1 rRNA gene is annotated in these 621 nt (G+C 53.0%); it reads left to right on the top strand.

Annotation, left to right across the window (positions count from 1 at the left end):
* A 23S ribosomal RNA gene (locus ACEQFP_RS17535) occupies positions 1 to 621 on the top strand; the annotation flags it as partial.

Below are 621 nucleotides of genomic sequence, written 5' to 3'. Positions count from 1 at the left end.
GCAGGTTGAAGGTTGGGTAACACTAACTGGAGGACCGAACCGACTAATGTTGAAAAATTAGCGGATGACTTGTGGCTGGGGGTGAAAGGCCAATCAAACCGGGAGATAGCTGGTTCTCCCCGAAAGCTATTTAGGTAGCGCCTCGTGAATTCATCTTCGGGGGTAGAGCACTGTTTCGGCTAGGGGGTCATCCCGACTTACCAACCCGATGCAAACTACGAATACCGAAGAATGTTATCACGGGAGACACACGGCGGGTGCTAACGTCCGTCGTGAAGAGGGAAACAACCCAGACCGCCAGCTAAGGTCCCAAAGTCATGGTTAAGTGGGAAACGATGTGGGAAGGCATAGACAGCCAGGATGTTGGCTTAGAAGCAGCCATCATTTAAAGAAAGCGTAATAGCTCACTGGTCGAGTCGGCCTGCGCGGAAGATGTAACGGGGCTAAACCATGCACCGAAGCTGCGGCAGCGACACTATGTGTTGTTGGGTAGGGGAGCGTTCTGTAAGCCTGTGAAGGTGGCCTGTGAGGGCTGCTGGAGGTATCAGAAGTGCGAATGCTGACATAAGTAACGATAAAGCGGGTGAAAAGCCCGCTCGCCGGAAGACCAAGGGTTCCTGT

Origin of the sequence: Edwardsiella sp. A.80236 (assembly GCF_044540725.1) — a bacterium.
In the GTDB taxonomy this organism is placed as follows: Bacteria; Pseudomonadota; Gammaproteobacteria; order Enterobacterales; family Enterobacteriaceae; genus Edwardsiella; species Edwardsiella tarda.
The sequence above is the reverse complement of the archived record's forward strand: the minus strand, read 5'-3'. Positions and strand labels throughout refer to the sequence as shown.